At 57.9% G+C, this 24,456-nt stretch carries 23 protein-coding genes; 10 read left to right on the forward strand and 13 right to left on the reverse strand.

Annotated features, from left to right (window positions below; all coding sequences use genetic code 11):
* Window positions 1-6: 6 nt before the first annotated feature.
* Both copD and yobA read right to left on the reverse strand, forming a co-directional pair.
* On the reverse strand, window positions 7-876 hold the full coding sequence (gene copD / locus ACQUTI_RS04735; protein WP_064183814.1) for a copper homeostasis membrane protein CopD: 870 nt from the start codon (window positions 874-876) through the stop codon (window positions 7-9).
* A gap of 3 nt (window positions 877-879) precedes the next feature.
* Window positions 880-1,254, reverse strand: coding sequence for a CopC domain-containing protein YobA (gene yobA / locus ACQUTI_RS04740; RefSeq protein ID WP_004203386.1), 375 nt, complete (start codon window positions 1,252-1,254; stop codon window positions 880-882).
* A 112-nt stretch (window positions 1,255-1,366) separates the two neighbouring features.
* Between yobA and ACQUTI_RS04745 the strand changes: the two genes are divergently transcribed.
* The gene (locus ACQUTI_RS04745; protein WP_002911406.1) at window positions 1,367-1,597 is read left to right on the forward strand and encodes a DNA polymerase III subunit theta; all 231 of its coding nucleotides are present in this window, start codon (window positions 1,367-1,369) and stop codon (window positions 1,595-1,597) included.
* 78 nt (window positions 1,598-1,675) lie between these two features.
* Window positions 1,676-2,335 (forward strand): exodeoxyribonuclease X, encoded by a 660-nt coding sequence (gene exoX / locus ACQUTI_RS04750; protein ID WP_004203387.1) that lies wholly within the window; start codon window positions 1,676-1,678, stop codon window positions 2,333-2,335.
* 3 nt (window positions 2,336-2,338) lie between these two features.
* Here the strand turns inward: exoX and ptrB are convergent, their stop codons facing one another.
* From ptrB to ACQUTI_RS04765, 3 genes are all read right to left on the reverse strand, one after another.
* Window positions 2,339-4,399 carry an oligopeptidase B gene (gene ptrB / locus ACQUTI_RS04755; RefSeq protein ID WP_004203388.1) on the reverse strand — a complete coding sequence of 687 codons (2,061 nt, stop codon included), beginning with the start codon at window positions 4,397-4,399 and terminating at the stop codon, window positions 2,339-2,341.
* Window positions 4,400-4,519: 120 nt separating this feature from the next.
* Window positions 4,520-5,179: a tellurite resistance TerB family protein gene (locus ACQUTI_RS04760; RefSeq protein WP_004203389.1), complete on the reverse strand. Its 660-nt coding sequence runs from the start codon at window positions 5,177-5,179 to the stop codon at window positions 4,520-4,522.
* Window positions 5,180-5,406: 227 nt separating this feature from the next.
* Complete coding sequence (locus ACQUTI_RS04765) at window positions 5,407-5,754, reverse strand: YebG family protein (protein WP_017900213.1); 348 nt, start codon at window positions 5,752-5,754, stop codon at window positions 5,407-5,409.
* A 135-nt stretch (window positions 5,755-5,889) separates the two neighbouring features.
* Between ACQUTI_RS04765 and purT the strand changes: the two genes are divergently transcribed.
* On the forward strand, window positions 5,890-7,068 hold the full coding sequence (purT, locus tag ACQUTI_RS04770; protein WP_122543192.1) for a formate-dependent phosphoribosylglycinamide formyltransferase: 1,179 nt from the start codon (window positions 5,890-5,892) through the stop codon (window positions 7,066-7,068).
* Window positions 7,069-7,125: 57 nt separating this feature from the next.
* Here the strand turns inward: purT and ACQUTI_RS04775 are convergent, their stop codons facing one another.
* The 4 genes from ACQUTI_RS04775 to ACQUTI_RS04790 form a co-directional block, all read right to left on the reverse strand.
* Window positions 7,126-7,767 (reverse strand): bifunctional 4-hydroxy-2-oxoglutarate aldolase/2-dehydro-3-deoxy-phosphogluconate aldolase, encoded by a 642-nt coding sequence (locus ACQUTI_RS04775; protein WP_002911423.1) that lies wholly within the window; start codon window positions 7,765-7,767, stop codon window positions 7,126-7,128.
* A 38-nt stretch (window positions 7,768-7,805) separates the two neighbouring features.
* Window positions 7,806-9,617 carry a phosphogluconate dehydratase gene (gene edd, locus ACQUTI_RS04780; protein ID WP_004203393.1) on the reverse strand — a complete coding sequence of 604 codons (1,812 nt, stop codon included), beginning with the start codon at window positions 9,615-9,617 and terminating at the stop codon, window positions 7,806-7,808.
* 222 nt (window positions 9,618-9,839) lie between these two features.
* Window positions 9,840-11,315: a glucose-6-phosphate dehydrogenase gene (zwf, locus tag ACQUTI_RS04785; RefSeq protein ID WP_004203394.1), complete on the reverse strand. Its 1,476-nt coding sequence runs from the start codon at window positions 11,313-11,315 to the stop codon at window positions 9,840-9,842.
* Window positions 11,316-11,325: 10 nt separating this feature from the next.
* Window positions 11,326-11,475 (reverse strand): hypothetical protein, encoded by a 150-nt coding sequence (locus ACQUTI_RS04790; RefSeq protein WP_032425929.1) that lies wholly within the window; start codon window positions 11,473-11,475, stop codon window positions 11,326-11,328.
* Between the two features lie 159 nt (window positions 11,476-11,634).
* Here ACQUTI_RS04790 and ACQUTI_RS04795 point away from each other — a divergent pair, with 159 nt between their 5' ends.
* Window positions 11,635-12,540 (forward strand): MurR/RpiR family transcriptional regulator, encoded by a 906-nt coding sequence (locus ACQUTI_RS04795; RefSeq protein ID WP_072096624.1) that lies wholly within the window; start codon window positions 11,635-11,637, stop codon window positions 12,538-12,540.
* A gap of 125 nt (window positions 12,541-12,665) precedes the next feature.
* Entirely contained in the window at window positions 12,666-14,108 is a 1,443-nt protein-coding gene (gene pyk, locus ACQUTI_RS04800; protein WP_002911440.1) for a pyruvate kinase, read from the forward strand.
* Window positions 14,109-14,167: 59 nt separating this feature from the next.
* Here the strand turns inward: pyk and ACQUTI_RS04805 are convergent, their stop codons facing one another.
* A complete protein-coding gene (locus ACQUTI_RS04805) occupies window positions 14,168-15,502 on the reverse strand; it encodes a 2-hydroxycarboxylate transporter family protein (protein WP_053810189.1) in 1,335 nt (444 codons plus the stop codon).
* 416 nt (window positions 15,503-15,918) lie between these two features.
* On the opposite strand from ACQUTI_RS04805, the gene ACQUTI_RS04810 reads away from it, so the two are divergent.
* The 3 genes from ACQUTI_RS04810 to dcuR all read left to right on the forward strand — a co-directional run bounded on the left by ACQUTI_RS04810 (window position 15,919) and on the right by dcuR (window position 19,384).
* Window positions 15,919-16,866, forward strand: coding sequence for an AEC family transporter (locus ACQUTI_RS04810; RefSeq protein WP_004203397.1), 948 nt, complete (start codon window positions 15,919-15,921; stop codon window positions 16,864-16,866).
* Window positions 16,867-16,928: 62 nt separating this feature from the next.
* A complete protein-coding gene (locus tag ACQUTI_RS04815; protein ID WP_087832167.1) occupies window positions 16,929-18,614 on the forward strand; it encodes an NAD-dependent malic enzyme in 1,686 nt (561 codons plus the stop codon).
* Window positions 18,615-18,667: 53 nt separating this feature from the next.
* Window positions 18,668-19,384 carry a two-component system response regulator DcuR gene (dcuR, locus tag ACQUTI_RS04820; RefSeq protein WP_428923213.1) on the forward strand — a complete coding sequence of 239 codons (717 nt, stop codon included), beginning with the start codon at window positions 18,668-18,670 and terminating at the stop codon, window positions 19,382-19,384.
* 30 nt (window positions 19,385-19,414) lie between these two features.
* Here the strand turns inward: dcuR and lpxM are convergent, their stop codons facing one another.
* The 3 genes from lpxM to znuA all read right to left on the reverse strand — a co-directional run bounded on the left by lpxM (window position 19,415) and on the right by znuA (window position 22,783).
* Window positions 19,415-20,386, reverse strand: coding sequence for a lauroyl-Kdo(2)-lipid IV(A) myristoyltransferase (lpxM, locus tag ACQUTI_RS04825; protein WP_017900217.1), 972 nt, complete (start codon window positions 20,384-20,386; stop codon window positions 19,415-19,417).
* A 117-nt stretch (window positions 20,387-20,503) separates the two neighbouring features.
* A complete protein-coding gene (gene mepM, locus ACQUTI_RS04830; protein ID WP_004203403.1) occupies window positions 20,504-21,823 on the reverse strand; it encodes a murein DD-endopeptidase MepM in 1,320 nt (439 codons plus the stop codon).
* 15 nt (window positions 21,824-21,838) lie between these two features.
* Window positions 21,839-22,783, reverse strand: a complete 945-nt coding sequence (gene znuA / locus ACQUTI_RS04835) for a zinc ABC transporter substrate-binding protein ZnuA (protein ID WP_122543190.1) — start codon at window positions 22,781-22,783, stop codon at window positions 21,839-21,841.
* 111 nt (window positions 22,784-22,894) lie between these two features.
* On the opposite strand from znuA, the gene znuC reads away from it, so the two are divergent.
* A complete protein-coding gene (znuC, locus tag ACQUTI_RS04840) occupies window positions 22,895-23,614 on the forward strand; it encodes a zinc ABC transporter ATP-binding protein ZnuC (protein ID WP_228958578.1) in 720 nt (239 codons plus the stop codon).
* Window positions 23,614-24,399, forward strand: coding sequence for a zinc ABC transporter permease subunit ZnuB (gene znuB, locus ACQUTI_RS04845; protein WP_004203408.1), 786 nt, complete (start codon window positions 23,614-23,616; stop codon window positions 24,397-24,399). The genes znuC and znuB overlap by 1 nt, the downstream gene beginning before the upstream one ends.
* Window positions 24,400-24,456 lie beyond the last annotated feature (57 nt).

Genomic DNA, 24,456 nt, shown 5'->3' on the forward strand with positions numbered 1-24,456 from the left:
GTTAATTCAATAAGGTTCCCAGGTGGCAAACAGACTGACGGTCAGCAGCGCCAGCGCGCCCAGCCCTATCTCAGCCTGCGTGGTTCGCAGGATCAGACTTTCCGCCCGCGAACCGCTTGCCGACATGCGCGGTACCAGAACATACCTGTTCACTAACGCAATTACCACCATCCCGGCCACCAGCGCACATTTGATCAACAGCAGACGTCCCCAGGGCGATGCGCCAATCATCCCTCCCTGGATCAACAGCGCATTGATCGCCCCGCTGGCAAGGGTGCCGGCGACGGCCAGATGCCCGTAACGTGAAAAGCGCGCCATGGTATAGACCGCGGCCTGCCGCCAGCGCCCCTGCGCCAGGCGCAGGCAATAGATAAAGGGCAACAGGCCGCCGAACCAGCTGGCAACGCAGAAGAGGTGGACAGCATGATTAGTCCGCTGCAGGGCGCCGAGTAAACCATCATGCATGGCGGCATGCCCTACCCCAGCGGAAAGCAGCAGCTGGGCCGCCAGCAGGGCCACCAGCTGGCGAGCGCCATGTCGGGGACGGATCCACACTACGGCGAGGGCGATCCACGCCAGCAGGATCTGCCAGATCCACACCCCGCCGAAGCGGGTGCCCGCCACCGCCTGCCAGACGGCGGGTTGCCAGACATCCGCCCAGCCGTCGCCCATCAATCCCCCCTGCAGCAGATACAGCGCCAGGGTAGAGAGGGCGCCGATCAGCAGCAGCGGGCGCAGCAGCGGATAGAAGCGCAGCATCAGTACGCGTCGCAGCGGCACCGGCGCCCACCAGGCGCCATACAGCACGCAGCCAAAAGCCAGCATCAGGGTGATAAAGTGCCCAAAGCGCAGAGTAATGTAGAGCCCGGTCAGCATCGCTTACTTCACGCTAAAGGTGTATTGCCCTTTGGTTTTATGGCCATCCACTGAGACCACATGCCAAGCCACAGTGTATTCTCCCGGCGGCAAGGTTTCCGCTACAGGCACGGTGACCTGGGCGGGGTTGTCGGCGCTGCGGGTCAGTTTGCCGGTGGCTACCGCATGCTGCTGTGGACCGGTGACGGTCACGCCGCTGAACGCGGGTTCAATGCCTTCGGAGAAACTGAGCGTCAACGTCTGCGGGGAGGCCGCCAGCTGCGCTCCGGCGGCGGGGATCTGCTGCTGCAGGTGAGCGTGGGCGAGCGCGCCCGCCGCGGTTAATAGCCCGGCAAACGCAACGGAGAGGCGCAATGCGCGTCCAGCAAGAAGTCGCATATTCGTCATTCCCTTTTGTTATGTCTGTAGCACAGAGAATAACCCTGTATAATGGCAGAGTCGAGCCGGGCGTCAGGCCCTGACCGGGTTTACAAGCAGAGTGGAGTGTATGATGGAAAGAAATCTGGCCAAAATTTCGCAAGATGAGATGGATAAAGTTAACGTCGATCTCGCCGCCGCCGGCGTCGCCTTTAAAGAGCGGTATAATATGCCGGTGGTCGCTGATTTGGTCGAGCGTGAACAGCCCGCCCATCTGCGCGACTGGTTCCGCGAACGGCTGATCGCCCATCGGCTGGCCTCCGTTTCACTGTCCCGCCTGCCCTGGGAGCCGAAACAGAAATAATGCCTACTTGCCCCCTCGCCGTCGGTTGGCAAGCCCGACCAATTACTTTACGCTTATTGTTTTGCTCTGGAGCGAGCCATGCTGCGCGTCATTGATACCGAAACCTGCGGACTGCAGGGGGGCATCGTTGAAATCGCCTCGGTCGACATTGTCGACGGGCAAATCACCAATCCCATGAGTCATCTGGTGCGTCCTGACCGCCCCATCAGCCCGCAGGCGATGGCTATCCACCGGATTACCGAAGAGATGGTCGCCGATAAGCCGTGGATTGAGGAGATTATTCCGCACTATCATGGCAGCCCGTGGTACGTCGCGCATAACGCCAGCTTCGATCGTCGGGTGCTACCGGAGATGCATGGCGAGTGGATCTGTACGATGAAGCTGGCCCGCCGGCTGTGGCCGGGGATCAAATACAGTAATATGGGGCTCTATAAATCACGTAAGCTGAACGTGGCCACGCCGCCGGGGCTGCATCACCACCGGGCGCTGTATGACTGCTATATCACCGCTGCGCTGCTGCTGGATATCATCAACGTTTCCGGCTGGACGCCTGACGAAATGGCCGATATCACCGGTCGGCCGGCGCTGCTCACCACCTTTACCTTCGGCAAATATCGCGGTAAAGCCGTCGCCGAGATTGCTGAAAACGATCCAGGCTATCTGCGCTGGTTATTCAACAATCTCGACCGCATGAGCCCCGAACTGCGCCTCACGCTCAAGCATTACCTCGGGGAATAGCCCCTACACTGCCGCTTTCCCCGGCAGTGTCCCCTGCGCCAGGGCGATGAAAAAGGCGTACTCCAGCGCCACCCCCTCATAGCTTTTAAAGCGCCCGGATTTTCCGCCATGCCCGGAGTCCATATCGGTGCAAAGCAGCAGCAGGTTATCGTCGGTTTTCAGTTCACGCAGTTTTGCCACCCACTTCGCCGGCTCCCAGTATTGCACCTGGGAATCGTGCAGCCCGGTGGTCACCAGCATATGCGGATACGCCTGCGCCTTCACGCCGTCGTAGGGGCTGTAGCTTTTCATGTAGTGGTAATAGGTTTCATCCTGCGGGTTCCCCCACTCTTCAAATTCGCCGGTCGTCAGCGGAATGGTCTCATCCAGCATCGTGGTTACCACGTCGACGAACGGCACCTGGGCTATCACGCCGTGGAACAGCTCTGGACGCTCGTTAACGGCCACCCCCATCAGCATCCCGCCGGCGCTGCCGCCCATGCCATAGCAGAGCCGCGGGTCGCCGTACCCCTGAGCCAGCAGCGCGTCGCAGACGTCGAGATAGTCGTTAAAGGTATTTTTCTTACACAGGAATTTACCGTCCTCATACCACTGCTGACCCAGCTCGCCGCCGCCGCGGACGTGGGCGATGGCGTAGACAAAGCCGCGGTTGAGCAGGCTCAGCCGACTGGCGCTGAAATCGGCATCGATACTGTCGCCATACGAGCCATAGCCATAGACCAGCAGCGGATTGCTCCCTTTACGAAAATGGTCGCGATGGTAGACCAGCGAGACCGGGACTTCGACGCCATCGCGGGCGGTGACCCACAGATGCTCGCTCTGATAGCAGCGGGTGTCCAGCCCCTTCACCTCCTGCTGCTTGATCACCCGTCGTTCGCCGGTATCCATATCCAGTTCAAACAGGGTGTCGGGCGTCGTCATCGAGGAGTAGCCGTAGCGCAGGCGCGACGTTTCGGGCTCCGGATTATAGGCAAGCCAGGTGACATAGGCCGGATCGTCAAAGGCGATCCCCACCACCTCCCGGGTCTTGCGGTTAATCTGCCGCAGACTGGTCAGGCCGCGCTGACGCTCCTCGACGACCAGCCAGTCGGTAAACAGGGTAAATCCTTCAAGCATCACGTCGTGACGCGGCGGGATCAGCGTGGTCCACTGATCTTCATCGCGTAGCACGGTACGATAGAGACCAAAATTCTTCCCGTCCCGGTTGGATCGCAGATAGAAGGCGTGCTGATAGTGATCGAGGCTATATTCATGATCTTTACGCCGCGGAAGGAAGCAGACCGGCTCAGCGTCTGGCAGTTCGGCGTTGAGCAGCAGTACTTCGCTGGTGGTGGCGCTGGAGAGATAAATCACCACGAACTGCTGGGATGTGGTTTTATGCACGCTGACGTAGAAGGTCTCATCTTTTTCCTCGTAGACCAGCACGTCGCTCTGCGCCGGCGTCCCGACGGTGTGGCGCCAGACCTGATAAGGAAGCAGCGTGGTGGGATGTTTACGCACGTACCACACAAAGCGTGAATCATTGCTCCAGGCAAAGCCGGAGGTGACATTTTCCAGGGTCTCCGGATACCACTCGCCGTTGCTGAGGTCGCAAAAACGCAGACCGTACTGGCGACGGGAGAGATAATCTTCCGCCACCGCCATCAGCTGGTTGTTGGGCGCAATACCCAGCCCGCCCAGGGTGTAAAACTCGCTCTTTGCCGCCCGCTGGTTGGCATCAAGCAGGATCTCCCACTCGTCCCACTCTTCTTTCAGCACCGACTGTCGCTGGTAGATAGCGTATTCGCAGCCCGGCTCATACACCTGCCGGTAGCGAAAGCCGTTTTTACTATAGGGGGCAGAGACTTCCCGCTGCGGAATGCGGTCGATAATCTCTTTCAGCAGACGCTCCTGCAGGCTGAGCTGCGAATCCATCACTTGCTTGCCGTAGGCGTTTTCCGCGTGCAGATATTCCAGCACATCAGGCCGCGCGCGTTCATCGTCGCGCAGCCAGTAATAGTTATCGATGCGTGTATCGCCATGCAAGGTCATGGCGTGAGGGATCCGTTTGGCTTTAGGTGGCATGTTATTCTTCTGCTGCTTTTTCGTGACACAAGAGCATTCAGGCCGCAGGGTGGCGCCTGAATGATGACGTGTCTATAAGGGTGGCAAAAGACGCGGGCGATGCAAGCGAAACGTGATAATTTAAACGCTTAGCGCCTGTTTTTGTGACTGGATGTCCTGTTCGATGTCGGCCCGGACATCTTTTGGCAACGCCAGAGCCTCACCCAGGGCGTTGAGATAGCTGCGCTCCATAAAGTGGTCGATATCAATCACCGCGCAGCTGACGTAGTAGATCTCCAGCGCCTCCTGCGGGTCAACGATGCCCTCGGCGAGACGCTGCGGATCCAGCGGCTGAGCCAGCGCCTGGTCAATCAGCACCCGGGCCTGCACGTCAATATTGGCCTCCCGAAGCTGGGCTTCAATCCTCGCCCGCTCGTGATCGTCGATATGACCATCGCTTTTGGCGGCAAACACCAGGGCGGTGATCAACCGCACGCTGCGCGGATCGACCTCCGTCGGCGCCGCAGCCGTCTCGGGTGTCGGAGCGGGCGTGTTCTGAGCACGCATTTTCTGCTGATACTTGTTCCACAATACGGTACCCGCCACCGCCCCACCGCCAGCCAGCAGCGCGCTGGTGCCATATTTCGCCAGCAGCTTGCGTGACGATTTGCTGGCCACCAGCAGCCCCGCCAGCCCGCCGATGGCGCCGGGCAGCAGGGCGCTCCCTTTTGACGACTCGCCGGACGGCGACGCGCCCTGCTGTCCGAGCAACGACTGCAGTTGATTTAGCCAGTTAGCCATGGTTTTCCTCTCAGGTGACAAACACTGTTATCAGCCTAAACGACGCGATGTCAGGAAATGTTAGACATGGCTAAAGATGCGCAAAGGTGCGCGCGGCGGCGGCACCGGGTCCAGCCGACCGACCGACCGACCGACCGACCGACCGACCGACCGACCGACCAGCCCATCAACCCATCAGCCCATCAGCCCATCAGCCCATCAGCCCATCAGCGGCTGACCGCCAGCCATCAGGCCGCTTTGGCTTTCCGCGTTTTGGCAGCCGGCGCGGCGGCCTCTTCCGCCGGGGAAGCCTCAGCGTCCGTTGACGGCGCGGGCGCATCGTGCACAGTCGCATCCTGCTCCGGCAGTCTGCCGGCGCGCAGAATATGCTGCAGCGCCTCTTTACGCTCCGCCAGCCACATCGCCATGGTATCGCGCTGGGCATCGTCCATTTCCAGCGGCGATGCTACCAGCCAGTCATTCAGCACCTCTGCCAGATCGAGCATTTTGTCGTAAGCGTCGGCCTCTTTTTTGCTGGCAAAAGACATTTTTTCCTCACCTTCGCGGATCACTACATATTTAATTTCAACCGCCATGCTGCAGCCTCTTAGTACTGTATTTTTATACAGTATAGCAAATTTCCCTTCCGGACTCAACTCACGCGCATAAAGACAGACGCAAACGTTTTCGTTTATAATCGACCGCATCTTTTTTTACTGCGGAAGAGAGTTATGACTGTATTAGGCACCGCGCTGCGCCCGGCAGCCACCAAAGTTATGCTGTTAGGCTCCGGCGAGCTGGGTAAAGAAGTCGCCATCGAATGTCAGCGTCTGGGCATTGAAACTATCGCCGTCGACCGATACCCCAACGCCCCGGCGATGCAGGTCGCCCACCGCGCCCACGTCATCAATATGCTGCACGGCGAGAGCCTGCGCGCGCTGATCGAACAGGAAAAACCCGATTACATCGTGCCGGAGATCGAAGCTATCGCCACCGATACCCTGGTCGAACTGGAGCAGGCCGGGCAGAAAGTGGTCCCCACGGCGCGGGCAGCGAAGCTCACCATGAACCGCGAAGGCATTCGCCGTCTGGCGGCCGAAGAGCTGCAGCTCCCCACCTCCAGCTACCGTTTCGCCGACAGTGAAGAAGCCTTCCGCGCGGCGGTAGCGGAGATCGGCTTGCCGTGCATCGTCAAGCCGGTGATGAGCTCCTCCGGTAAAGGCCAGAGCTTTATCCGCTCGGCTGACCAGCTCAGCGAAGCCTGGCGCTACGCCCAGCAGGGCGGCCGCGCCGGCGCCGGGCGGGTGATCGTCGAAGGGGTGGTGAATTTCGACTTTGAAATCACCCTGCTCACCGTCAGCGCCGTCGATGGCGTGCATTTCTGCGCCCCGGTAGGTCATCGTCAGGAAGATGGCGATTATCGTGAATCCTGGCAGCCGCAGCAGATGAGTGACCTGGCCCTTGAACGCGCGCAGAATATCGCCCGTAAGGTGGTGCTGGCGCTGGGAGGGCATGGCCTGTTCGGCGTGGAGCTGTTCGTTTGCGGCGATGAGGTGATCTTCAGCGAAGTCTCCCCGCGCCCGCACGACACCGGAATGGTAACGCTTATCTCGCAGGATCTCTCGGAATTCGCCCTGCACGTTCGCGCCTTTCTTGGGCTGCCTATCGGCGCCATCCGCCAGTATGGCCCAGCAGCTTCCGCGGTGATCCTTCCGCAGCTGACCAGTCAGAACGTCAGCTTCGGCCAGCTGCAGTCGGCCGTCGGAGCTGGCCTGCAGCTGCGTCTGTTCGGTAAGCCGGAGATTGACGGCACCCGTCGTCTGGGGGTAACCCTCGCCGTCGCCGATTCGGTGGAAGAGGCTGTGACGCGGGCTAAAACCGCCGCCGCGGCGGTTATCGTCGAGGGGTAAAGACAAAAAAACCCGGTCGCGTTGCCGCTGACCGGGTTGTTGACCTTGAGGCGCGGTTTACTTCGCGCCTTCCACCGCTTCACGCGCCAGGGTGGTGATGCGATCGTAGTCGCCAGCTTCCAGGGCGTCGGCCGGCACCAGCCAGGAGCCCCCGATGCACAGCACGCTGTTCAGCGCCAGGTAATCACGGTAGTTAGCCGGGGAGATACCGCCGGTCGGGCAGAAACGAATGTGACCGAACGGACCAGCAATCGCCTGCAGCGCTTTCACGCCGCCGTTGGCTTCTGCCGGGAAGAATTTAAACTCTTTCAGACCGTACTGCATGCCCAGCATCAGCTCGGAGACGGTGCTGATCCCTGGGATCAGCGGAATAGTGCCGTCTTCGGTCGCCGCTTTCAGCAGAGATTCGGTCAGCCCCGGGCTGATAGCGAACTGCGCGCCGGCTTCCGTTACCGCTTTCAGCTGCTCGACGTTGGTCACCGTGCCCGCGCCGACAATCGCATCCGGCACTTCTTTAGCAATTGCGCGGATCGCCTCCAGGGCGCACTCGGTGCGCAGAGTCACTTCCAGGACGCGCACGCCGCCCGCGACCAGCGCTTTCGCCATCGGTACCGCGTGTTCCAGCTTTTTCACTACGATAACCGGGACAACCGGACCGGAGGTGAGGATTGCTTCTGCTGTTGTTTTCCAGTTTTTCATCAGGATTTTCTCTCGCCAGATCTACAAATTAAATCGTCTTAAAAAGTGATGCAGGTTGCGCCCTGCTCCGCGCCAGAGAGCTTCTCACGCAGCGCCCCAAACATCTCCCGACCGGTTCCTACGCGCGACGCGCTGAGGTCAGGGATATGCGGCTGACGCGCCGCCAGTTCGGCATCGTCCACCAGCAGCGTCAGTTCCCCCGTCTGCCCGTTCACGCGAATAAGGTCGCCATCGCGCACTTTCGCCAGCAACCCGCCGTCATAGGCTTCAGGCGTGACGTGGATGGCTGACGGGACTTTACCGGAGGCGCCAGAGAGTCGGCCATCGGTCACCAGCGCTATTTTGAAACGGCGGTCCAATAATACACCAAGTGGCGGCATAAGTTTATGTAATTCTGGCATCCCGTTCGCTTTTGGCCCCTGATGACGGACCACCACCACGCAGTCTTTGTCCAGCAGACCCGCTTCGAAGGCTGGCAACACGTCGTGCTGGCTCTCGAACACCACCGCCGGCGCTTCGATCACCTGGTTCTCAGCCGGGACTGCCGAAGTTTTCATGACCGCGCGTCCCAGGTTACCGCTCAGCACCTTGGTGCCGCCGTGACGGGAGAACGGTTTCTCGAATGTCGCGATGACCTGATCGTCAAGCGGTGCCGTCGCTCCTTCCCGCCAGTCCAGCTCGCCGTTGTTGAGCCACGGCTCGAGGGTGTAGCGCGACAGACCGAAGCCAGCGACGGTGTGAACGTCCTCATGCAGCAGGCCGCCTTTCAGCAGCTCGCGCACCAGAACCGGAACGCCGCCCGCTGCCTGGAAATGGTTGATATCCGCCGGACCGTTGGGGTAGAGGCGCGCCAGCAGCGGTACCACGTCTGACAGGTCGGAGAAATCATCCCAGTTAATAATAATGCCCGCCGCGCGGGCCATCGCCACCAGGTGCATAGTGTGGTTGGTGGAGCCGCCGGTCGCCAGCAGCGCCACAATGCCGTTGACCACCACTTTTTCGTCAAACATTTTGCCCAACGGCATCCACTCGTTGCCATTGCCGGTCATGCGGGTGACCTGGCGCGCGGCGGCGGCTGTCAGCGCTTCCCGCAGCGGAGCATCCGGATGGACAAAGGACGAGCCCGGCAACTGCATGCCCATAAACTCCACCACCATCTGGTTGGTGTTCGCCGTACCGTAGAACGTACAGGTTCCCGGCGCGTGGTAAGAAGCGGCTTCGGACTCCAGCAGCGCCATGCGGTCAACTTTGCCCTCCGCGTACAGCTGGCGAATGCGAACCTTTTCTTTATTAGGCAGGCCGCTGGCCATCGGACCGGAGGGAATAAAGACCGACGGCAGGTGGCCGAATGAGAGCGCCGCCATGGTCAGTCCGGGCACAATTTTATCACACACGCCGAGGTACAGAGCGCCATCGAACATGTTATGCGACAGGCCGATGGCCGCGGACATGGCGATCACTTCGCGACTCAGGAGAGAGAGCTCCATGCCGTCCTGTCCCTGGGTCACGCCATCGCACATCGCCGGCACGCCGCCGGCCACCTGACCGACCGCATTGGCGCTGTGCAGCGCTTTGCGAATGATATCCGGGTAGTGTTCATAGGGCTGGTGCGCGGACAACATATCGTTGTAGGAGGTGATGATGGCGATGTTGTTGCGCAACATGCTTTTCAGAGAGGCTTTGTCGTCGGCCTGACAGGCCGCGAAACCGTGAGCCAGATTGCCGCAGGCCAGTTGCGCACGATGCACGGTGTCGGTTTTGGCCTGGTTAATCCTTGCGAGGTAAGCCGCGCGGGTATCACGCGACCGTTCGATAATGCGATTTGTTACCCGTAACATTGTCGAATTCATAAAGGCTCCTCAAAATTTTATCTGTCCGGCCGCTGCGAGATGACGTGTTTTGGTGTCCGAAGCCACCAACACCAGCGCTCAGGGGCAAAATGTCTGAAGGCAGTGTAATAAAAAAAGCCCCGTGGGTGAATCCTCACGGGGCTTAAAAGATTAAAAAGCGTGCGACTTTCTGCGTCAGATCATGTTACCGGTAAAATAACCCTGACGGATAAGATCGCGAGCTTACTCAAACTCGTTCCACGAGCGTCCATCGCGGGTGATCATGGCCACCGAGGCCACCGGTCCCCAGGTCCCGGCCTGATACGGTTTCGGCGCATCGCGGTCGGCCGCCCAGGCTTCGGTGATGGAGTCCACCCACTTCCATGCCTCTTCCACTTCATCGCGGCGGACGAACAGCGCCTGGATACCGCGCATGGTCTCCAGCAGCAGACGTTCATAGGCATCGGCCAGATGCGTCTGGTTGAAGGTTTCGGAGTAGCTCAGATCCAGCTTGGTGATCTGCAGGTTATGCTTATGGTCAAGGCCCGGCACTTTGTTCAGGACCTGGATATCCACCCCTTCGTCCGGCTGCAGACGAATGGTCAGCTTGTTCTGCGGCAGCTCCTGCCAGGTCTCTTTAAACAGGTTCAGCTCCGGCGTTTTGAAGTAAACCACCACTTCGGAACATTTGGTCGGCAGACGTTTGCCGGTACGCAGATAGAACGGTACGCCAGCCCAGCGCCAGTTATCGATATCAACGCGGATCGCCACGAAGGTTTCGGTGTTGCTGGTTTTGTTCGCCCCCTCTTCTTCGAGGTAGCCTGGCACTTTTTTGCCCTGGGCAAAGCCGGCGGTGTACTGGCCGCGAACGGTTTTCTCGCGCACATTGGAGCGGTCAATACGGCGCAGGGATTTCAGCACCTTGACCTTTTCATCACGGATGCTGTCGGCGCTGAGATCGGACGGCGGCGACATGGCAATCATGCACAGGATCTGCAGCAGGTGGTTCTGGATCATGTCGCGCATCTGTCCGGCCTGGTCGAAGTACCCCCAGCGCCCTTCAATGCCTACCTCTTCCGCGACGGTGATTTCCACATGATCGATGGTACGGCAGTCCCAGTTATTGACGAACAGAGAGTTGGCAAAGCGCAGCGCCAGCAGGTTGAGGACTGTCTCTTTTCCGAGGTAGTGGTCGATACGGTAGACCTGGCACTCTTCAAAAAACTCGCCGACCTGATCGTTGATTTCCCGCGAGGTTTCCAGCGAGGTGCCCAGCGGTTTTTCCATAACCACGCGCGCAGGCTTGGCATTGAGCTTCGCTTCGCCCAGACCTTTACAGATGGCGCCAAAGGTGCTCGGCGGCATGGCGAAATAGTTGATGGTGACGCGATTTTTTTGGTCCAGCATGTCACCCAGGCGGGTGAAGCCGCTGGTGTCATTGACGTCAAGATTACAGAACTCCAGGCGGCCGCTCAGGGAATCCCACAAACCTTCATCAATTTTTTCCTTCATGAAGGTTTCCAGCGCTTCGCGCACCACTTTGGTGTAAGCCGCTTTATCCCAGTCGGCACGGCCGACGCCAATGATCCGGGTGTCGGCGTGGATCTGGCCCGCCTTTTCAAGCTGATACAGGGAAGGCAACAATTTACGCCGCGCCAGGTCGCCCTTCGCGCCGAAAATGACCAGGTCGCATGCCTGGGCCGTTTGCGTTACCGCCATGTCATTCTCCTCAGTTGATAGTCTGGTGCTTTTGCCAGGCTATATTTGTAATTTTCTTACACTGCACTGTACTGTGTTTACCTGTTTCCCGAAAGCCTTCCCCTCCGTTTGCAGCGGGAAAACCGCACAGGGTGAAAACATTCGGCGATGATTTAGGCATTTGGCTGATATTGTTCGTTGTTTGTACCTGTTTCAGGTCAGTAAAATACGACTCTGATCATGTAATGAAAAAAAACAACATTTTTTCCCGTCATTCCTCACCGCTTGCGCTTGCGGAGGGGTATATTCTTGCTAAAACGCCCGATGATTTCACCCATTAATGAAATCGTTTCCATTGATGAGCGCCCTGTTACTAATGAACATGCTGGAAAAAATCCAGTCCCGACTGGAACACCTTAGCAAATCTGAACGCAAAGTGGCGGAAGTGATCCTTGCCACCCCCGCGCAGGCCATTCATTCGAGCATCGCCGCCCTCGCCCTTGAGGCCGGAGTGAGCGAACCGACCGTCAATCGCTTCTGCCGTAGTCTCGAAACCCGCGGCTTTCCTGACTTCAAACTGCATCTCGCCCAGAGCCTTGCGCACGGCACGCTCTATGTTAACCGCAATGTTGATGAAGACGACAGCGTTGAGTCATACACGGGAAAAATATTTGAATCGGCCATGGCGAGTTTAGATCAGGTCCACCATTCTCTCGACATGTCGGCGGTGAATCGTGCGGTGGATCTGCTGACTCAGGCAAAAAAAATCGCCTTTTTCGGCCTCGGCTCCTCGGCGGCGGTCGCTCATGACGCGATGAACAAATTTTTCCGCTTTAACGTGCCGGTCATCTATTCCGACGACATTGTCCTGCAACGCATGAGTTGTATGAATTGCGATGACGATGATGTGGTGGTGATTATCTCACATACCGGAAGAACCAAGAGCCTGGTAGAGCTGGCGCAGCTGGCGCGTGAAAACGATGCCATGGTGATCGCTCTCACCTCCCCCGGCTCGCCGCTGGCCCGGGAAGCCACGCTGGCCATTACCCTGGATGTGCCGGAAGATACCGACATCTATATGCCGATGGTCTCGCGTCTGGCCCAGTTGACCGTCATTGACGTGCTGGCGACAGGCTTTACCCTGCGCCGGGGGGCAAAATTCAGAGATAACTTGAAGAGGGTCAAGGAAGCGCTGAAGGAATCGCGTTTTGATAAAGAACCGTTCGTACCCAGTGATAATCAATAAAAGTTGATAACAAGCAGTACCCCATTACACCTTCGATAACGATCCGGCTGTGCGACGTTGCAGGCTGGCGCTACCGAATCCATGTTCACGCAACACCAAAGTTGTATCAGTCAACGGAGTATTACATGTCCAGAAGGCTTCGCAGAACCAAAATCGTTACTACCTTAGGCCCGGCAACTGACCGCGATAACAACCTGGAAAAAGTTATCGCCGCGGGCGCAAACGTAGTGCGTATGAACTTCTCTCACGGCACCCCGGAAGATCATCAGCTCCGTGCCGATAAAGTGCGTGAGATTGCGGCAAAACTGGGCCGTCACGTGGCCATCCTCGGCGACCTCCAGGGACCAAAAATTCGCGTATCGACCTTCAAAGAAGGCAAAATTTTCCTCAACGTCGGCGACAAATTCCTGCTCGATGCCAACCTCGGCAAGGGCGAAGGCGATAAAGAGAAAGTCGGAATCGACTATAAAGGCCTGCCGGCGGACGTCGTGCCTGGCGATATCCTGCTGCTCGACGATGGTCGTGTGCAGCTGAAAGTCCTCGAAGTTCAGGGGATGAAAGTCTTCACTGAAGTGACCGTTGGTGGCCCGCTGTCCAATAACAAAGGGATCAACAAGCTCGGCGGCGGCCTGTCTGCCGAAGCGCTGACCGACAAAGACAAGGCCGATATCGTCACCGCCGCTAAAATCGGCGTCGACTATCTCGCCGTCTCCTTCCCGCGCTGCGGCGAAGACCTGAACTACGCCCGTCGCCTGGCGCGCGATGCCGGCTGTGATGCGAAAATCGTCGCCAAAGTCGAGCGTGCGGAAGCCGTCTGCGATCAGGACGCCATGGACGACGTGATCCTCGCCTCCGATGTGGTGATGGTTGCCCGCGGTGACCTTGGCGTCGAAATCGGCGATCCGGAGCTGGTGGGCATCCAGAAAGCGCTGATTCGTCGTGCACGTCAGCTGAACCGTTCCGTCATTACCGCCACCCAGATGATGGAGTCGATGATCACCAACCCGATGCCGACCCGTGCGGAAGTCATGGACGTGGCCAACGCCGTGCTGGATGGTACCGATGCCGTGATGCTCTCCGCGGAAACCGCTGCCGGCCAATACCCGTCCGAAACCGTGGCCGCGATGGCGCGCGTGTGTCTGGGCGCCGAAAAAATCCCGAGCCTCAACGTCTCCAAACACCGTCTGGACGTCCAGTTCGACAACGTGGAAGAAGCGATTGCTATGTCGGCGATGTATGCCGCCAACCACCTGAAAGGCATCACGGCTATCATCACCATGACCGAATCAGGCCGCACCGCGCTGATGACCTCGCGCATCAGCTCCGGTCTGCCAATTTTCGCTCTCTCCCGCCACGAGCGCACCCTGAACCTGACCGCCCTCTACCGCGGGGTGACGCCGGTGTTCTTCGACAGCCAGAATGACGGGGTGGCCGCTGCGCACGATGCCGTCAATCTGCTGCGGGACAAAGGCTACCTGGTCTCCGGCGATCTGGTGGTTGTTACCCAGGGTGACGTGATGAGCACCATCGGCAGCACCAACACCACGCGTATCCTCACCGTCGAGTAAGCCTCGGTGTATACCTGCCAGCGATACGGCTGGCAGGTTTTTTTTTGCCCTCCGGCAGGCTACACCATCCAGCTCAGTAATAGCGTCGCGGCGATCACCGTCGACGCCCCGCCGATACGCGTCGCAATCTGTGCAAACGGCATCAATCCCATGCGGTTTGAGGCCGAGAGAATGGCCACATCCCCCGTTCCGCCTAACCCGCTGTGGCAGCTGGTGACAATGGCGGCTTCCACAGGATACATATTTAGACGTGAAGCGATAAAGAACCCGCTCAGCGCCATGGCAATGACAATTGAGCCGCACACCACGACGTAGCCAACGGAGAAGACCGATACCACGCTCTCCAGCGGTACATACAGCATGCCCAGGCCGATCATCAGCGGCCACACCAGCGCGGCGGAGACGAACTTGTAGCAGCTGTGCGCCCCCAGCTCCATCGCCGCCGGGATAACTTTGGTATATTTGCAGAATACCGCCGCCAGAATCATCAGCACCGGCCCCGGAATATGCACCACCTTCTCCAGCAGGCCGCCGACAATAAAAAAGGCACAAATCATCAGCAACCCGGCGCCCATGAGCTGAAAATCGGTCGGCTGCGTACTCTGATTCTGCGCAAAGACGCTGTTATCTTCATGGCTGCGGATCAGTAGCCCGTTGCCGGACAGCGCCGGGCGACGGGCGCCCATGCGGGCCAGAAAGCCGGCGCAGATAATGGCGAAGATGTTACCCACCACCGCCGCCGGCGCCAGCTGGGCCACGTAGACATCAGGCGTCTGCCCGAGGATCGCCGAATAAGCCAGCGACAACGGCAGGATCCCTTCGCCAATGCCGCCGCCGATAATCGGCACAATGATAAAGAAGAAGGTGTGATACAGACTGTAGCCGAATAAGCTGCCCACCAGCAGGCCGGTGGCGATTGCCGCGCCGGTCCCAACTACCAGCGGGACAAACATGCGCACCATCCCCTGGATCAGAATCGTGCGGTTCATTCCCAGGATACTGCCGACCACCAGGCAGGCGATGACGAAATAGAGGAGATTGGCCTCCTTCATCAGTAAATGCACGGTATCGAGCGTATGCGCTTCAAACACGCCAAAGTAGACCAGCACTGAGGGCATCATCAAACACAAAATCGCCGGACCGCCAATATCTTTTAACACCGGCACCATGCGGCCAATTTTCGCCAGCGCGAACCCCAGGGTCATGATGACCGCCAGTCCGCCAATCATGTTTTTTGGCAACAACCCCGCGCCCGCGGAGAGCGCCACTATCGCGGCGATACCGATGAACAGCGTTAATGGCACAGCGCCGACTTCGATATTGGCGAAAAGTCGAGTCGCTTGCCCGTTTGGCAATGTTTTATCTATCGGTTGGTTGAGTGAATTATTTTTCATATTTTTACCTGAATAATAAAGAGGTCACGTAGGGTCAGGATGCAATATTAAAATTGCGCAGCACTATGAATTCAAAAGCGCTAAACGCCGTATCAACTAAATACACCGAAACGGTAACACAGGACTTTAAAACTAAAAACGACAACCGTATTAACGCTGTCGGCTTTGTGACTGAACCATAAAGTTTATTTTAAGTAATTTAATTTATTATCACGAAGCTAAAGTTATCGCCCGCTAAAATAATTATTCCTGTTAATGCAACCCCATGATTTAATCCTCTTTTCCCTATTTGTAACTAAAGTAGCCAAGGCGAAATTATTTAAATCCAGATGACTGTGATGGCTATCACCTTTTAAATATTAGGGGATCGTTAGATTGGCAGCACAACAAACCGATAATATATGTCAGGACATTTTATGCCTTCACTGCTCTTGCAATCTCTTTTCCCGTTGGTATTTATCATGCTGCTCGGATGGCTTAGCGGCAAACTCGGCTATACTCGCCGTGAGGACGCATCCGTTCTCGCCACGGTAGTTATCCGCTTTGCGCTTCCTTTTCATCTTTTTATCGGCGCATTACATACCAGCCCGGATAAAATAAAAAACTTCACCTTTATGGCGGTGCTGGTTATCGGTCTGATGGGGTCGTATTTTCTTACGCTACTGATCTCGCGCTATGTTTTTCGTCATGATATTAAAACTAGCGCGATTCAGTCGCTGGTTTGCGCCTTCCCCGATATGGCCTACTTCGGCGCTCCCGTGCTGGCGGTGCTGATAGGTCCGGAGGGCTTTCTCGGGGTGCTTATCGGAAACCTGGTGACCAGCGTGTTGATGATCCCTCTGACCATCATCCTGATCCGCATGGGAGACCAGCCCGGAGACGCTGGGGCTCCCCAGCTCCACGCCGGGCAGTTGATCCTGCAAAACCTGCTGAAAGCCGTGAGAAACCCCATTGTCTGGATCCCCATTTCCGGCGTACTGCTCAGCCTGGCCGGGATCCAGCTGCCGCATCTGCTCAGCGTACCCGTTGAAATGGTGGGTAAAATCGCCGGCGGTCTGTCACTCTTCGCCCTTGGGCTGCTGTTTTACGGTGAACGTCCGACGGTCAATATTCAAACCTGCACCAACATCAGTATTAAAAACCTGATCCAGCCGGCCATGATGGCGCTGGCCGGGCTGGCCTTTGGGCTCAGTCATACCCTGATGCAACAGGTTATTATCATCGGCGCGACGCCTTCCGCTATCGCGGCAGGGATGTTTGCCCTGCGCAGCGATACCTATATTGAACCCGCCTCATCTTCTATTTTGCTGGGCACCGCCATCGGCGTGGTCACCGAAGGCGTCATGATTTATCTCATTTCGTAATCACGGAAATAAAATACCTAGACATCAGGCAACGTTTTAATTTGATATTCAGGAGTCATGTCATGTTAGCCACAGAAACCTTATACACCCCCTATAATGGTGCCGTCCTGCTGGAAAACCCGTTATTAAATAAAGGCCTCGCGTTTACGGAAAGCGAACGCACAGCGTTTAATCTTCAGGGACTGTTACCGCACAATGTGGAAACCATTGAAGAACAAACCGAGCGCGCATGGGGCCAGTTTTGCCAGTTCAAAAAAAGTATTTCGCGCCATATTTATCTCAGAAATATTCAGGACACCAACGAGACGTTATTCTATAACCTGCTGCGCAGCCATATGAAAGAGACGCTGCCGATTATTTATACCCCGACGGTGGGTGAAGCATGCGAACATTTTTCAGAAATATATCGCCGAGGACGCGGCCTGTTCATCTCCTGGCCCAACCGTCACCATATTGACGAGATGCTGCAGGGATTTTCCCGCAACGATATCAAAGTCATCGTGGTGACCGATGGCGAGCGTATTCTGGGGTTGGGCGACCAGGGGATTGGCGGGATGGGGATCCCCATCGGCAAACTCTCGTTATATACCGCCTGCGGGGGTATTCATCCGGCATCAACGCTGCCCATTATGTTAGATGTCGGTACCAACAATCCGCAGCATCTGGAAGATCCGCTGTATATGGGCTGGCGACATCCGCGCATCAGCGACGAGCAATACCTGGAGTTTATGGACATGTTTGTCCATGCCGTTCAACAGCGCTGGCCGAATGTCTTGCTCCAGTTTGAAGATTTTGCCCAAAAAAATGCCACGCGACTGCTCAACCGCTATCGACACCAGCTGTGTTGTTTTAACGATGATATTCAGGGAACCGCCGCCGTGACATCGGGGACGCTGATCGCCGCCGCTGCCGCCGCCGGGACGCCGCTCCGCGATCAGCGGGTGGTTTTCCTTGGCGGCGGTTCGGCCGGATGCGGCATTGCGGAAAAAATCATTGCGCTGATGGTGGATGATGGGCTCTCAGAGACGGAAGCACGCCGACGCATCTTTATGGTTGACCGCTTTGGTCTGCTGATTGATGAGATGCCTAATCTGCTCGATTTTCAGCGCGAGCTGGTCACCCCCCGAGCCAGTATCGCCCACTGGGATACCGAGGCGGCCCAGCTGTCGCTGATGGATGTCGTACGCAACGTCCACCCTACCGTGCTGATCGGCGTGTCAGGCCAGCCGGGGCTGTTTAGCGAAGAGATAGTGAAAGAGATGCATCGGCACTGCCCGCGTCCGATTATTATGCCGCTCTCTAACCCCACTTCCCGGGCCGAGGCCCAGCCGAAGGATCTGCTGGAGTGGACTCGGGGTAGCGCGCTTATCGCCACCGGCAGCCCGTTCGACCCCGTCTTCTATGACGGCAAAACCTACGACATCGCCCAGTGCAATAACGCCTATATTTTCCCCGGTCTGGGGCTGGGGATCCTTGCCAGTAAAGCCGAGCGCGTCACCGAAGCAATGCTTATCACCTGCAGTAAAACGCTGGCCGCCCACTCGCCTCTGGCGACCCGCGAAACCGGCGGGTTGCTGCCGCCGGTAGAAGAGATCGAAATGATTTCCCGGGCCATTGCCGCTGATGTCGCCCGCGCGGCTCAGCAGGACGGCGTAGCGCCGCAGATTGACGAGGTGCAACTGGCGGCGAATATCGATAAAACCTTCTGGCGAGCGCGCTACACCGCGTATAAACGTTCGTCATTGTGATCGCTCATCTCGCGGGAAGCCGGCAGGCTTCCCGCCACTCGGGGGAACCACTCATGTTCAATGTGCTGATTGTCGATGATGATCCCATGGTGGCCGAACTGAACCAGTTATTTATCAGCCGGGTAGCTGATTTTCACTGCTGCGGAGTAGCGGCGACGATCGCCGACGCCAAAGCGATGCTAAGCCATCTGGCGCAGGTCGATCTGCTGCTGCTGGATGTCTATATGCACCAGGAGAGTGGCCTGGACCTGCTGCCAGCGCTTCGCGCTGATGGGCGGAATATTGACGTCATCATGATGACGTCCGCTGCCGATGCGCTCACCGTCCAGACGGCACTGCGCTATGGCGTGGTTGATTACCTGATTAAACCGTTTCAGTTGTCGCGCTTTGAGGAGGCGCTGCGGACCTGGCGCAATAAACGCGATGCGAAGCAAGCGAAATCCTGCTACGCCCAGGCGGATATCGACACCCTGCTACGCCGCGGGGTTCTGCAACAGGACGGTCCCCGCCGCTTGCCGAAAGGGCTGACGCCGCAAACGCTTCGCCTGGTGTGCCGGTGGATAATCGCGCATCAGGCGCGGGATTTTTCAACCAATGAGCTGGCGGCGGAGCTGCAGATCTCCCGAGTATCGTGCCGCAAATACCTGATCTGGCTTGAGCAGATCAACGTGCTCTTCACCAGCAATCACTACGGCATCACCGGCCGCCCGGAGTATCGCTACCGGCTTGTGGCCGAGAGCGTGATGTTGCTGACGCAATATAGCCAGTGAGCCTGGAATGCCCACTGGCGCGCTTGCAGTCTACTTCTTAGGGTACAGCTCTTTGCGTTTGTAGGGCTCGATTTCACCCGGCTTGCGCGTCTTCAGCAGCTTCAGGATCCAGGTGTACTGCTCGGTGTGCGGCGTAACAAACACCTCCACCTCTTCGTTCATCCGCCGGGCGATTGTTGTATCGTCAGCGTCCAGCAGATCGTCCATCGGCGGGCGCACCAGCACCGTCAGGCGATGCGTCTTGCCATCGTAGACCGGGAACAGCGGAACGACGCGGGCGCGGCATACCTTCATTAAGCGGCCAATCGCCGGCAGGGTGGCCTTATAGGTAGCGAAGAAATCCACAAACTCGCTGTGCTCGGCGCCGTGATCCTGATCGGGCAAATAGTAGCCCCAGTAGCCCTGGCGCACCGACTGAATAAACGGTTTGATCCCGTCGTTGCGCGCATGCATCCGTCCGCCAAAACGACGACGCACGGTATTCCACACGTAATCGAAGACCGGGTTGCCCTGGTTGTGGAACATCGCCGCCATCTTCTGCCCGCCGGAGGCCATCAGCATCGCCGGGATATCCACGCCCCATGCATGCGGGACGAGGAAAATCACCTTCTCGTTATTGCGCTGCAGCTCGTCGATGATCGCTTTACCCTGCCAGTCGACGCGGGCGAGAATTTTCTGCGGATCGCGCAGACCCAGCTCGGCCATCATCACCATCGCCTGCGGCGCCGAGGCGTACATGGCGTCGATGATCGCTTCCCGCTCGTGCTCGCTTTTTTCCGGGAAGCAATACAGCAAATTAATCTGCGCCCGGCGGCGCGAGCTTTTCGCCAGACGCCCGACCAGACGACCGAGTTTGCCGAGGAGCGGATCGCGGAAGGATGGCGGCGTCAGCGCAATACCGGCGAAGGCAAAAACACCCAGCCAGGCGCCCCAGTAGCGCGGCAGTAAAAAAGATTTTTCAAACTTAGGGATAAACTCAATATTATTTTTTTTCGTTTCCATGCCCAATCCGCAGATCGACTGCTTAATCAAGATAATGGGATAGTGTAGCGAGACGTTGGGTATCCTACAAAAGAAAAAGCCGGCGCCCTGGGGCACCGGCTTTCCACTGACCGGTGGTTAGTCAAACCGCAGCTGCGGAACGACCTCTTTGACCTGCGCCAGATAATCGGTACGGTCGGAACCGCTCAGCCCTTCGGTACGCGGCAGTTTCGCCGTCAGCGGGTTGACCGCCTGCTGGTTGATCCACACTTCGTAGTGCAGGTGCGGCCCGGTAGAGCGTCCGGTATTCCCCGATAGCGCAATACGATCGCCGCGCTTCACTTTCTGCCCCGGCTTCACCAGCAGCTTACGCAGGTGCATGTAGCGAGTGGTATAGGTACGGCCGTGGCGGATTGCCACGTAATACCCGGCGGCGCCGCTGCGCTTGGCCACCACCACTTCGCCATCGCCCACTGCCAGCACCGGCGTTCCCTGCGGCATCGCAAAATCGACGCCACGGTGCGGCGCGACGCGCCCGGTGACCGGATTCAGACGACGCGGGTTAAAATTAGAGGAGACGCGGAACTGACGCGCTGTCGGGAAGCGCATAAAGCCTTTCGCCAGCCCTGTCCCGTTGCGGTCGTAGAATTTACCGTCTTCGGCACGGATGGCAAAGTAGTCCTTCCCGTCGGAGCGCAGACGCACGCCGAGCAGCTGGCTTTGCTCGCGTTTGCCGTCAAGCATTTCGCGGGACATCAATACCGAGAACTCATCGCCTTTCTTCAGCTTACGGAAATCCATCTGCCACTGCATGGCCTTGATCACCGCGCTGATTTCCGTGCTGGTCAGCCCGGCATCGCGCGCGCTGGAGACAAAGCTGGCGCCGACGGTGCCCTTCAGCACGCTGTTGACCCAGTCGCCTTTCTGCAGCTCGCTGCTCATTTTAAAGCCGTTATCCACGCGGGTGTAGGTGCGGGTTTCGCGGCGGGACATCTCCCAGGTCAGACTCTGCAGATCGCCGTCGGCGGTCAGGGTCCAGGAGAGCTGCTGGCCAATCTTCAGATTACGCAGCTCTTTATCGGCGGAGGAGAGCTGGGCGATATCACCCATATCGATACCGTACTGATTCAGGATGCTGCTAAGGGTATCGCCGGTCGACACCACGTATTCGTGCCCGCCGGCATCGCTATCGGCTTTTTCGTCGAGTTCATCCTGAGGAATGGCTTCTTCTTCCTGCGGGGCCTGATCGATCGGCTCGGAGGCTTCCGGCAGCAGGGAGCGGATCTCGCTTTTTTCCAGCTCAATGGTTCTGACGATGGGGGCGGATTCCGGGTGGTAAATGTAGGGTCGCCAGACGGCGACCGCTAAGGTAAGAACGCTAAGCGACCCCAGCATAACGCGATGAGGTCGTGGCAGATTGTTAAATGCCTGAGTGACAGCGCGGGCTATCTGTTGCACGTATTCACTTCCTCGTTAATCTCCTTTCAGGCAGCTCGAATACTGATTCGCCAGTTGGGTGAGGAATTGCGGGTAACTCGCTTTACCCAGCTTAATTCCGCTACCCAGTGGATCCAGGGTCCCCATGCGCACAGACGTGCCCCGGGCAACAGCTTCGATAACCGCTGGCCTGAACTGTGGCTCAGCAAAAACGCAAGTGGCTTTCTGCTCAACCAGTTGTGTTCTGATTTCGTGTAAACGCTGCGCACCAGGCTGTATTTCAGGATTGACGGTAAAATGCCCCAGCGAGGTTAAACCGTAGTGCTTTTCAAAGTAACCGTAGGCGTCATGAAAAACGAAATAACCCTTTCCTTTCAGCGGTGCCAGCTCATTGCTAACCTGCTTGTCGGTCGCCGCCAGCGCGGCCTCGAACTGCTGCAGGTTGCTGTCGAGTTTGGCTCGACTCTGCGGCATAAGTTCCAATAATTTATCGTGGATTGCAACCGCCGAAAGCCGTGCTATCTCTGGGGATAACCACAGATGCATATTGTAGATACCGTGATGGTGATCGCCGTCACTTTTTTCCGCTGCGCCATGGTTATGACCATGATGATCGTCATCATCGTCAGCGCCGGCGATCAGCAGCGGTTTGACCCCATCCAGCTCAGCGATGGTCACCTTTTTATTCGCCGCAATGCTTTGCGTCGACTTATCCATAAAGGCTTCCATTTCCGGACCGATCCACACCACTAAGTCTGCGTTCTGTAAGCGTTTTACATCGGAAGGACGCAGGGAATAATCATGCTCAGAGGCACCATCGGGCAGCAGCACCTGGGTGTCGGTGACCCCATCGGCGATGGCTGCTGCGATAAAGCCCAGCGGTTTCATGGAAGTCACCACGGCGGCGCTGGCCTGCGGTACCTGTGCGAACAAAAAAACAGCGCCAAGTCCAGCGCAAAGAAGCGTATTTTTATGTAACATAATGCGTCTAGTCATCGAAACGAGTGAGTGTGATGTGATATTATAACATTCACTAGCTTGTGCAACCCCTAAATGATTATGACAAACCTTGTAACGCTGGAAAATGTCTCGGTGGCCTTTGGCCAACGCCGCGTGCTTTCTGACATCTCGCTGGCTCTCACGCCAGGCAAAATATTGACCCTGCTGGGCCCCAACGGCGCCGGCAAATCGACGCTTGTGCGGGTGGTTCTGGGGCTGGTAGCACCGACAGAGGGTGTTATCAAGCGCGAAGAACGCCTGCGGATAGGCTATGTGCCGCAGAAACTGCATCTGGACGCCACGCTGCCGCTGACCGTCAGCCGCTTCCTGCGTTTACGTCCGGGTACCCGCAAAGACGACATCCTGCCGGCGCTGAAGCGCGTGCAGGCCGGGCACCTGATCGACGCGCCGATGCAAAAACTTTCCGGCGGCGAAACCCAGCGCGTGCTGCTGGCCCGCGCCCTGCTCAATCGTCCGCAGCTGCTGGTGCTGGATGAACCGACCCAGGGCGTCGACGTCAATGGCCAGGTGGCGCTCTACGATCTTATCGACCAGCTGCGCCATGAGCTGGACTGCGCGGTGCTGATGGTCTCCCACGACCTGCATCTGGTGATGGCCAAAACCGACGAGGTATTATGCCTGAACCAGCATATCTGCTGCTCTGGCGCACCGGAAGTCGTCTCGATGCATCCGGAGTTTATCTCCATGTTCGGCCCGCGCGGCGCGGAACAGCTGGGGATCTACCGCCATCACCATAATCACCGCCACGATCTTCAGGGGCGAATTGTATTGCGTCGGGGAAACAGCCGCTAATGATTGAACTTCTCTTACCTGGCTGGCTGGCCGGGATGATGCTGGCCTGCGCCGCCGGCCCGCTGGGCTCCTTTGTGGTCTGGCGCCGCATGTCCTATTTCGGCGATACGCTGGCGCATGCGTCGCTACTCGGCGTCGCTTTCGGTTTACTGCTTAACGTCAATCCGTTTTATGCGGTGATCGCCGTGACCCTGCTGCTGGCCGGCGGGCTGGTATGGCTGGAAAAACGGCCGCATCTGGCGATTGATACCCTGCTGGGCATCATGGCGCACAGCGCGCTGTCCCTTGGGCTGGTGGTGGTCAGTCTGATGTCTAACGTCCGCGTCGATTTGATGGCGTATCTGTTCGGCGATCTGCTGGCGGTCACGCCGCAGGATCTGATCGCCATTGCTATTGGCGTGGTGATTGTGATTGGCATTCTGCTCTGGCAGTGGCGGAATCTGCTGGCGATGACCATCAGTCCGGACCTGGCGTTTGTCGATGGCGTGAAGCTGCAGCGGGTCAAGCTGCTGTTGATGCTGGTCACCGCCCTGACTATCGGCGTGGCGATGAAGTTCGTCGGGGCGCTGATCATCACTTCTCTGCTGATTATCCCGGCCGCTACCGCCCGCCGTTTTGCCCGCACGCCGGAGCAGATGGCCGCCGTGGCGGTGGGCGTGGGCATGCTGGCCGTCACCGGCGGGTTAACCTTCTCAGCTTTCTACGACACGCCGGCCGGGCCGTCGGTGGTGCTGAGCGCTGCGGTGCTGTTTATTCTCAGCATGACGAAAAAAGCCGCCAGCTAAAAGTGAATAAGCCCGGTCGCGCTGCTGACCGGGCTTCACCATGAACGGCTCAACCAC

Source organism: Klebsiella sp. 7-CIP_Kleb. (assembly GCF_050378655.1).
Lineage (GTDB): Bacteria > Pseudomonadota > Gammaproteobacteria > Enterobacterales > Enterobacteriaceae > Klebsiella > Klebsiella quasipneumoniae.

Bases quoted from the DNA above. Each gene is read 5' to 3' on its own strand.
- ACQUTI_RS04805 (WP_053810189.1), bottom strand. From the start codon at position 15,502: ATGAAAAATAATTCACTCAACCAACCGATAGATAAAACATTGCCAAAC.
- ACQUTI_RS04810 (WP_004203397.1), top strand. From the start codon at position 15,919: ATGCCTTCACTGCTCTTGCAATCTCTTTTCCCGTTGGTATTTATCATG.
- ACQUTI_RS04795 (WP_072096624.1), top strand. From the start codon at position 11,635: ATGAAATCGTTTCCATTGATGAGCGCCCTGTTACTAATGAACATGCTG.
- zwf (WP_004203394.1), bottom strand. From the start codon at position 11,315: ATGGCGGTAACGCAAACGGCCCAGGCATGCGACCTGGTCATTTTCGGC.
- znuB (WP_004203408.1), top strand. From the start codon at position 23,614: ATGATTGAACTTCTCTTACCTGGCTGGCTGGCCGGGATGATGCTGGCC.
- ACQUTI_RS04745 (WP_002911406.1), top strand. From the start codon at position 1,367: ATGGAAAGAAATCTGGCCAAAATTTCGCAAGATGAGATGGATAAAGTT.
- znuA (WP_122543190.1), bottom strand. From the start codon at position 22,783: ATGTTACATAAAAATACGCTTCTTTGCGCTGGACTTGGCGCTGTTTTT.
- ACQUTI_RS04765 (WP_017900213.1), bottom strand. From the start codon at position 5,754: ATGGCGGTTGAAATTAAATATGTAGTGATCCGCGAAGGTGAGGAAAAA.
- lpxM (WP_017900217.1), bottom strand. From the start codon at position 20,386: ATGGAAACGAAAAAAAATAATATTGAGTTTATCCCTAAGTTTGAAAAA.
- ACQUTI_RS04775 (WP_002911423.1), bottom strand. From the start codon at position 7,767: ATGAAAAACTGGAAAACAACAGCAGAAGCAATCCTCACCTCCGGTCCG.
- ACQUTI_RS04760 (WP_004203389.1), bottom strand. From the start codon at position 5,179: ATGGCTAACTGGCTAAATCAACTGCAGTCGTTGCTCGGACAGCAGGGC.
- edd (WP_004203393.1), bottom strand. From the start codon at position 9,617: ATGAATTCGACAATGTTACGGGTAACAAATCGCATTATCGAACGGTCG.
- yobA (WP_004203386.1), bottom strand. From the start codon at position 1,254: ATGCGACTTCTTGCTGGACGCGCATTGCGCCTCTCCGTTGCGTTTGCC.
- ACQUTI_RS04815 (WP_087832167.1), top strand. From the start codon at position 16,929: ATGTTAGCCACAGAAACCTTATACACCCCCTATAATGGTGCCGTCCTG.
- exoX (WP_004203387.1), top strand. From the start codon at position 1,676: ATGCTGCGCGTCATTGATACCGAAACCTGCGGACTGCAGGGGGGCATC.
- ptrB (WP_004203388.1), bottom strand. From the start codon at position 4,399: ATGCCACCTAAAGCCAAACGGATCCCTCACGCCATGACCTTGCATGGC.
- copD (WP_064183814.1), bottom strand. From the start codon at position 876: ATGCTGACCGGGCTCTACATTACTCTGCGCTTTGGGCACTTTATCACC.
- dcuR (WP_428923213.1), top strand. From the start codon at position 18,668: ATGTTCAATGTGCTGATTGTCGATGATGATCCCATGGTGGCCGAACTG.
- purT (WP_122543192.1), top strand. From the start codon at position 5,890: ATGACTGTATTAGGCACCGCGCTGCGCCCGGCAGCCACCAAAGTTATG.
- pyk (WP_002911440.1), top strand. From the start codon at position 12,666: ATGTCCAGAAGGCTTCGCAGAACCAAAATCGTTACTACCTTAGGCCCG.
- ACQUTI_RS04790 (WP_032425929.1), bottom strand. From the start codon at position 11,475: ATGCCTAAATCATCGCCGAATGTTTTCACCCTGTGCGGTTTTCCCGCT.